This is a genomic window from Chamaesiphon sp. VAR_48_metabat_403, assembly GCF_031422475.1.
In the GTDB taxonomy this organism is placed as follows: domain Bacteria; phylum Cyanobacteriota; class Cyanobacteriia; order Cyanobacteriales; family Chamaesiphonaceae; genus Chamaesiphon.
The window spans coordinates 1-8,155 of sequence record NZ_JANPLS010000503.1; the positions used below are offsets into that span (position 1 = coordinate 1).

11 protein-coding genes and 1 pseudogene are annotated in these 8,155 nt (G+C 48.9%); 6 read left to right on the forward strand and 6 right to left on the reverse strand.

Annotation, left to right across the window (positions count from 1 at the left end):
* The 5 genes from RMO79_RS23575 to RMO79_RS23595 form a co-directional block, all read right to left on the reverse strand.
* On the reverse strand, positions 1 to 1,289 hold a 1,289-nt coding region (locus tag RMO79_RS23575; protein WP_310485710.1), incomplete at its 3' end, for an adenylosuccinate synthase.
* A gap of 122 nt (positions 1,290 to 1,411) precedes the next feature.
* Positions 1,412 to 2,710 carry a hypothetical protein gene (locus RMO79_RS23580; RefSeq protein ID WP_310485711.1) on the reverse strand — a complete coding sequence of 433 codons (1,299 nt, stop codon included), beginning with the start codon at positions 2,708 to 2,710 and terminating at the stop codon, positions 1,412 to 1,414.
* Between the two features lie 240 nt (positions 2,711 to 2,950).
* Positions 2,951 to 3,175 carry a hypothetical protein gene (locus RMO79_RS23585; RefSeq protein WP_310485712.1) on the reverse strand — a complete coding sequence of 75 codons (225 nt, stop codon included), beginning with the start codon at positions 3,173 to 3,175 and terminating at the stop codon, positions 2,951 to 2,953.
* Between the two features lies 1 nt (position 3,176).
* Entirely contained in the window at positions 3,177 to 3,422 is a 246-nt protein-coding gene (locus RMO79_RS23590; protein ID WP_310485713.1) for a hypothetical protein, read from the reverse strand.
* A 6-nt stretch (positions 3,423 to 3,428) separates the two neighbouring features.
* Entirely contained in the window at positions 3,429 to 3,689 is a 261-nt protein-coding gene (locus tag RMO79_RS23595) for a hypothetical protein (protein WP_310485714.1), read from the reverse strand.
* 327 nt (positions 3,690 to 4,016) lie between these two features.
* Here RMO79_RS23595 and RMO79_RS23600 point away from each other — a divergent pair, with 327 nt between their 5' ends.
* Genes RMO79_RS23600 through RMO79_RS23615 form a run of 4 tightly spaced genes read left to right on the forward strand, consistent with a single transcriptional unit; the run spans position 4,017 to position 5,204 of the window.
* A complete protein-coding gene (locus RMO79_RS23600) occupies positions 4,017 to 4,253 on the forward strand; it encodes a helix-turn-helix transcriptional regulator (RefSeq protein WP_310485715.1) in 237 nt (78 codons plus the stop codon).
* A gap of 56 nt (positions 4,254 to 4,309) precedes the next feature.
* Positions 4,310 to 4,765: a hypothetical protein gene (locus tag RMO79_RS23605; protein ID WP_310485716.1), complete on the forward strand. Its 456-nt coding sequence runs from the start codon at positions 4,310 to 4,312 to the stop codon at positions 4,763 to 4,765.
* A 25-nt stretch (positions 4,766 to 4,790) separates the two neighbouring features.
* The gene (locus RMO79_RS23610; RefSeq protein ID WP_310485717.1) at positions 4,791 to 5,030 is read left to right on the forward strand and encodes a hypothetical protein; all 240 of its coding nucleotides are present in this window, start codon (positions 4,791 to 4,793) and stop codon (positions 5,028 to 5,030) included.
* Between the two features lie 33 nt (positions 5,031 to 5,063).
* A complete protein-coding gene (locus RMO79_RS23615; RefSeq protein WP_310485718.1) occupies positions 5,064 to 5,204 on the forward strand; it encodes a hypothetical protein in 141 nt (46 codons plus the stop codon).
* Here the strand turns inward: RMO79_RS23615 and RMO79_RS23620 are convergent.
* Entirely contained in the window at positions 5,201 to 5,836 is a 636-nt protein-coding gene (locus RMO79_RS23620; protein WP_310485719.1) for a recombinase family protein, read from the reverse strand. The genes RMO79_RS23615 and RMO79_RS23620 overlap by 4 nt on opposite strands.
* Before the next feature lie 128 nt (positions 5,837 to 5,964).
* Here RMO79_RS23620 and RMO79_RS23625 point away from each other — a divergent pair, with 128 nt between their 5' ends.
* Positions 5,965 to 6,270: a hypothetical protein gene (locus tag RMO79_RS23625; protein ID WP_310485720.1), complete on the forward strand. Its 306-nt coding sequence runs from the start codon at positions 5,965 to 5,967 to the stop codon at positions 6,268 to 6,270.
* 4 nt (positions 6,271 to 6,274) lie between these two features.
* A pseudogene (locus RMO79_RS23630) lies at positions 6,275 to 8,155 on the forward strand (hypothetical protein); the annotation flags it as partial.

The window sequence follows — 8,155 nt, forward strand, 5'->3', positions numbered from 1 at the left end:
GGCCCGTGAATCGGATCTTCAACAATAATCGTTTGGTCGCGACTGGGGCCTAATGAGACGATCGAAATTGGCACTTCCATTAAGTCAGCTAAAAACTTGAGATAGTCTAAAGCAGCTTTGGGAAGATCTTCAAGCGATCGACAATCTGCGGTATTCTGTTTCCAACCAGGGAGTGTTTTGTAAACGGGAACGCACTTGGCAAAATCGCGCGCGGAGTCGGGGAAGTCGGTGGTGCGCTTACCATTAATTTCGTAAGCGATACAGACTTGAATTTCATCGAATTCATCCAAGACATCCAGCTTGGTAATTGCCATGCAATCCATCCCATTAATCCGGACGGCATAACGACCGATTACGCCGTCAAACCAGCCGCAGCGACGCTTTCGTCCGGTAGTGGTGCCAAATTCAGCACCGCGTTCGCCTAAGATATCGCCACTGATATCATCCAGCTCGGTTGGGAAAGGGCCTTCACCTACACGAGTAGTATAAGCTTTGGCAACACCAATCACCCGATCGATCGTCGTTGGGCCGATGCCAGTACCGATACAAGCTCCACCCGCGATCGGGTTAGAAGATGTAACATAAGGGTAGGTACCGTGATCGAGGTCGAGTAGCGTCCCCTGAGCACCTTCAAATAAGATATTGCGACGGCGGCGCACCGCATCGTATATTTCGATTGAGGTGTTGACGATATGTGGGCGCAACCGCTCGGCGTATCCCAAATATTCGGTAACTACCTGCTCTGGATCTAGTGGTGGTAGATTATAAAGCTTTTCTAGAATCTCATTTTTTTGGGCGATCGTCCAGATCATTTGCTCGCGGAAGGCATCCGCATCCATTAAATCTTGCACCCGCACGCCAATCCGGTCGGACTTATCCATATAAGTCGGCCCAATTCCGCGTCCGGTCGTACCGATTTTATGAACACCTCTGAGTTCTTCGGATGCCACATCGATCGATCGATGATAAGGCATCGTTACATGAGCTGTCTGGGAAATTAAGAGCTTGTCGGTAGGGATGTTTAGTTCGACAAGTCGATCCAGTTCTTCGATCAATACTTTGGGGTCAATGACTGTCCCACAGCCAATGATACATTTAGTTTCGGGATACAAAATCCCGGAAGGAATTAAGTGCAGTTTAAAGGTTTGACCCTGCACGACTACAGTGTGACCAGCGTTGACACCCCCTTGGTAACGCACGACCACATCTGCCGACTTACTTAGTAAGTCAGTGATTTTTCCTTTTCCTTCATCGCCCCACTGGGCACCAATTACGACTACGTTAGCCAAGGGTTATTGCTAGTCTATCTGAATAAAGTTAACACAATCTACAATCCTACCACGGAGACAGACACCTGTCAAAAGCATTTGGTGTTCCTAGTCACAAAAGCTCATCTTATGGGTGCAATCGATTAAGATGTAACTGTTTTTAACAGTTCGTCATAGAGCAACCGAGTCACCCGATATCCGAGCGTCATAGCAGAGCGAACGCCAGCCATGTGACGGTCTTTATTCGTCCCCTTAGTCTCTTTCCACCGCGTCCGTAGTTGAGCCACTGTTAGAGCAGGTTTAGCGTTAGATAGAGCGCGTTTATCTAACTCGCTAACTAGCCAACTTTCCGACATTTTCTCAGGTAGTACATTAGTTGTAATCCAGCAGTAGAGCATCTTTCTCGCAAATGACGAACCCGAATATATTAATGCGCTGCTCGAACCAGACTCTATTAAGCGTTTACCCATCCCTAGCGAGATCTGAAAACCCGACAGGGACATATTTTTTTTGTGTTTACCGCGATCGTCTTCATATCGTTCGACATGCGGTGCCCCAGAAAGTAAAAATTTCTCAAAGGGGTAGACGTTTGTGAGGATCGTCGCTTGCATCACAGACCCAAAGCCGAATAACTCTAATGTTTCCCGATAGCGATCGAATGACTGATCGAGTAACCGATCGCATAGATCGGATTTTAATCTGACTTCCCGAATTTCATTGCCAGCGATGGCGGCTGCATGATCGCGGGTGTATTGGGAGAGTTCGATCGATAGCTCGGTCGCGATCGATTTAGCGTACTCATTTTCGATCCGCTTATAATTGTGAATGCCAGCCAGCCAGCCGATCCAAGCTGTAAAGCCATCTTTGGTGCGACCGTTAGTAATCGCGCGATCGGCAATTTCTGGGAACTCATATTTCAGCCGCTGGCGGATTTGTTGAGTCAGAATTTTAGTCGTTGACTCCAGGCTCTTGATTTCCAAAAGCCTATCGTTCACCTGGGAGATCGCGCCAGTTCGCCAGAATAACCACGAATTGCGCGCGTTGAAGATCGGATCGAAATAACTCACCGCCAGACAAAAGGCATCAGTCCGATCGTCTTTATCCTTAAAGCCATACGCGCCGCGATTGTGAGCGAGATCGCCGTGTCCGATCCACTTAACCTCAATATTCAAATGTTCGGCTATTTCAGCCCACAGCCGGGAATACCAGACCCCCGTGGGTTCCATGACGATCGCGTCAGGTTTGAGTTCTTCAAGTAATGCGATCGCATCGCGTAAATTCACGCTCGATCCTTCTTTTGAATTGTCCATTCTAATTTTAGATATGGAAACTTTAGCGTTCCGTTTGTAGAAGTCTGGGTAGGACATGCCTACTGGTAAACTTGACAAACTAAACGCCACGACAAATTTAGCACCGATATCGATGCCGAGAATTTTAGTCATAGTGATTATTCGATTTTTAGGGCTAGTTAAAAATGTAATCCGGCAAGGTCTGGCGATGAATTAATTAGACCCGTTAGGGTCTGAACTCGATTAGTAAAACCTAAGTAGCTAGATTACAAGCAAGGATGATAAGGGCTGGAGATTGCTATTAAGCCAAACGGCTGGAATCTTCTAAAAAGCCCCTACCTAACTTGACGGGCAATTACCCCCGCGACACCCCCGGCGGGGTGTTTCGTCACATTATGACTCATCAGGCGGATTGAGATTATCGGAGTTTTTAGGTATAATTAGAACATCACTTTCTTCAAGTTCCATCAAAATTATCTCCAGTAAATCGTTGATAGTTTGGTTGATGTAATTGCGGTGAGCGTGATTGACTTTTCCGTTACCATAGCGATTGGGGGTAGTGCTGGCAAGCAACCCGATCGCTATTTGCGTATGTCGCTTAATTAGATTTTTATTCATATTAAAAAGGGATTGGATCTTCCTTATCTTCATTGTCTAGATTTTTAGCGATCGCGCTTTGTAAGCAGCCGATATCGGTGATAATTTGCTCGATATCTCCAACCATTGCCTCACTGATGCGATCGCGAACGTGATGGGGTAAACAGCTATTGTTATCAGAGTGGTTGCAGGTATGAAGTAGCCAAATGTGACCGTTCAAAGCCGTGACGATTTTGCCTAATTGGTGATTGGCTGTTGTTTTGTGCATAGTGGTTTAATTCTTCGATCGGCTGTATTTTTTCTCATCCATCAAGCGATCGAGATGACACATTAGGTAACCCATCAGCGAGTGACAGGTACCCAGTAAACCGAGTGCATGTGCGATCGCATCGTGTCCAGTAGAATCGCCAGCCAGATGGATGTCGGCGATTAACTCAGTTAAATGGTAATCGATCGCTTGAGCGTGGACTCTGAAAGCTTCTTCTTTGGCGATCGGCGATGTCAGCGAGAGGACATCATCGTGATTTTCGGTCATGGTAAGTAAGCCCCAGGCGTGGGGGCGATAAGGGAAATCGATCGCGTTGGGATAGCTAATTATTCAGGTTCGATTAATTTAACCATTCATTAATAGAGCAGTCACCCAACGTTTAAATCTGCCTAGCCGCCACGAATAGCGGTAAATGTAAAAATACCGCTATCGTTAGCAGTTGCGGTACTGGGTACCTTCAGACCGACAATTAGGAGTGAGAAACAACTAATTGAGGCTGGCAATATCAGTACTATAACATAATCCTACGAATTAGTAGAAATATTTCTACTAATTCGTAGAAATGCGATATAATTGATATAGCCAAATCGGCTGATGAGCAATGGAGGTAAACGTTTGAATGAATTAATTAGGCGGCGTGGGTTTCGACTGGGAGCCGTAGCAGAAGCGATCGGAGTCAATCAGAACACTATGACAAGATGGACGGGCAACGCACCAATAGAGAAGCTGATCAAGATATCAGAATTCTGTCAGATCGACATCATCGAGATCATCGAATGCTTTAGACCCGACAAGCCCACCGACCTCGAAGACTCATCCGACCAAAACTAACTCAAAAACCCCAGATGTGCGATCTGGGGTTGGGACGATTAACTATTACTTCTATCATGACAAACTCTAGTCCGTTGCAACTCAGTTTAATCGCTGAGTTAGATGCTTACGATTTTCCCGTTGGGGACTGGGATTATGACGAGTTAGGGACTGAGATTTTCTTAGTCCCTAACTCTCCCATTCAAAAGTTAGGGACTGAGATTTCTTTAGTCCCTAACTCGGATAATTGGCAGCCACCCATCGGCGGCTTCGAGCAAAAATGGATTAAAGACCATCAGTATTGGTACTGGCGTTACTACGATAATCGGGGTAAAAAACGCTCTCTATATCTGGCAAAGGATTACAATAAAGCAATCCGCAAAGCCATCAAAATCGGAGTACCAACCGATGCGAAATTACCTAATTTGTCCGCGTCCCATTCTCAAGGAGAAGCCCAAAAGCCAACAACTGACAATCTCATCCCTATCCCCACAACCGCCCACGGTACACCGCGAAATAGCCGCGCCGCTTAGGGCACAAAATACCCTAACCGCCCCCGTGGTTAGGGTACGAAAATCCCTAAAAGAATCGATCGACTATGCCAAATTAACCGCCACCAAACAAGCCGCGTGGGATGCCGGGATGTATGGAAGTATCGAAATTAAAACCATCAAGGGCAACGATTATTTATATCTGCGATGGAACGATCCAGAGACGGGTAAAAAACGATCGACATATTTGGGTAAAGACTGGAATACCGCAATTGAGAAAATGAAGAAATTGACCGGACAGATCTAGTTATAATTGCCCTAATCATTGGGCAATCATTTTATGTTACGCAACTATCGCTATCAGTTCCCAATCCGAATAATACTCTTTAAATATGGCATCACGATCGCGTGGAAACAGCCGATCGTCAAAATTAGCGACGGTTCGATTAGCGTATTTTTAGGGATGTTCGATGATGATTAAAAATTCATCCCCTCAGGCAGTTCCTCCAATCGGGGGCACTTGCCCACGGCTGCCGGGGATAAACCGACAAGCTTGGCGATCGATCTGACCGATTCACCCTCAGCCCTAAGTTGATTGATGCGATCGCAAGAGTCCGCAATTTTCCCGCCGCGCGGTCTACCGAATGTTTTCCCCTTCGCCCTGGCGTTAGCCAGTCCCGATTTAATCCGCTCTTTGAGCAAGTCGCGCTCGAACTCAGCAAGACTCGCCATAATGCTGGCGATCATCTTGCCGTGTGGAGTACTCAAATCGAACTGAAACCCATTTTGGGCGATGAGACTCACACCCCACGATTGCAACTGATTCAATGAATCGATCAGATCGATCGTACTTCTCCCCCAACGCGTCAACTCCGAGACTAAGACGATATCGATTTCTCGCGCCCTGGCGAGTTGGGTAATGTTCTTACGCTCCAGCCGATCGTTCTTCGCACCCGAACCAACTTCTTTATAAATTCGCACCACATGATAATTACAGCGATCGGCATAACTTTTAAGCTCGCGCTCTTGTCGATCGCAGTTTTGGTCATGAGTTGAAACGCGGCAATAAATCCCCACTCGAATGCGTCCACTTTTACCCCCTAAATTTTCCACGCTGTAACCCGCCGTTGGCGGTGAGATATTCAGCGTCCACCAAACCTAATGTTTGAGTGGACATAGGTTTAACGTTCCCTGTCAGCCGATTGTGGGAACAGTAAAAGTAAATCTACCCATAAAATCTCATGACAGCTCTAAATATTGCGACCGATATCCCCAGTAACATCAACAGTCTCGAAAAATTAGCGGTATGGGCGAGTAACTGCCTGTTTACGCTCAATCCCTCAGTAGTTGCCGTAGAGGGCGAAAACTTTTCTCAGCGATCGGCTCAGGCTGGTACGTATTTCGTCGCGGCAACTAACAAAACTCGTCACGTCGGACGCAACTCGATCGTACTGACCGCAAATTATGCCGTAGGCGATGAGAAACAATGGTTTTATGCTGAGGAGCTTTCCGCCGCACCATTAACAGCTTCAATGAAGACTAACTAATTCGATGCCAGCGATACCACTGCCAGCGCGAGTACCACCAGTCGCGCCGCCGCCACCCGCACCGCCATCTAATTTTATTCCCGGTAGACCCAGCCAGCTACCGGGAGCAAATAATATCGTCCCGTTTCGTCCGCCCCCACCTGGTGCGCCGCCTAATAGTCCGTTACCCTCGCCGATGCCGGGTTTTGGATTATCCCCTCGGTTCGATCCTCGGTTGCCGCGCCCGAATCCATTTTTTCCATTTTTTGGGCCGCCTACTTTCGCACCTGGGGAAGGTCTATTCACTCCCGCCCCCGAACCCGACTACGGTCCGACAAATACAATTATCCCCGGTAGTCCGCCCCGCCCCGATCTCTACGCGCTGGGTAATTACAGACTCTTCTTTTCCTCTACGGGCATACTCGACCCCCTGCTGGGGGCAGTTACCACTAATTACGATCCCCCAGCACCAACGACACTGCGTGCTAAAGCTCCGTTTGGAGAAATCATCGTAGTAAACGCAGGTCAAATTGGAGTAGGTCAGGAAGACTTGTATGGAAACACCACAGTATTCGATTATCCAGGATTAGCTTATTTTAGTTCTTTCTTGCTGTTTGTCCCAGACTCCCCCTTAAATAATGAGGGTGCAGCCGCGCCCACCGCACCGCCGCCCGAAATTGCCCCCAGCCCACCCGATGTAATACCCGATTTTCCACCATCGCCAGAACCCGATCGATTTCCAGGTGGAGTACCTCAAATCGTTCCTTTTCCTCGCCGCAACCCGCAAGCACCCCCAGAACCACAGCCAGAGCCACCGCCTGAAGAAGATCCAATTCCTACCCCAGAACCACAGCCAGAGCCACCGCCTGCCGAACCGTTTCCCCCTTCAGATCCGCCACCACCACCGGAACCCGAACCCGAACCCATTCCCCCGCCTGTAGTACCACCGTTACCGACTCCGACACCACCCCCAAGTCCCACTCCATCCCCCTCGCCATCACCACCACCGGAAACTGCGCCCCCAGTGGTGCCAAATCCGTTCGTCCCATCCCCTCTCCCTTTCCCTACTCCATCGCCCTCGCCATCGCCATCACCATCACCAAATCCCATTCCGGCACCCATTCCGGCACCAGCTCCGATCCCAACACCTACGCCCAGCCCTAACCCTAATCCTCAACCCGTAACCCCCCCCAATCCATCCCCAGCCACACCACCCGCGCCCATAAACCCAAATCCGGGCGATTTCCCATCACCGAGCGATCCGCCCAACCCTCAACCAGCACCGAATCCAAATCCAAATCCCAATCCTCAACCAACACCCGCCGCACCACCGCCGATCGCACCCCAACAAGTCCCAGCGGCTCCACCTGCTAACCCTAGACCTCCCGTAACGCCGATCCCTGCCAACGATCCAAACGCTCCACTACCACTAGAATTTCCCAATAATCCGAATAATCCCGGTGATGTCACAACTCCAATTCCGCCAGGTGGTTCGCCTGGTACTCCTTTTTCTGGTAGCTTTCCGCCTGGTGGTTTTGTGCCGCCGGGTACACCAGGCGGAATCGATCCGGGTTTTCCCAGCATTCCAACCTCAACCAATCCACCTAGCAACAATACCCCACCAGGAAACTCAACGCAGCCGCCAAGTAGTAACCCCAGCTTACCCGCGCCTGTGAATCCCGATGGTAATCCGGTACCACCTAGTCCAAATCCGATACCTAGCCCCACACCAACTCCTACACCACCAGATCCCTGCGAAAATGCCGATCCATGTGTCAAAAGCGTAGCGGCACAGACTAAGCCAACATCAGCAAGCGTAAAAACATTTTTACGCTGTGAAAATAACGCTCCTGTCTTTGGTCAAACCAATGTATCGATGCCTGCTAATTCGGTTGCTTCAATGTCA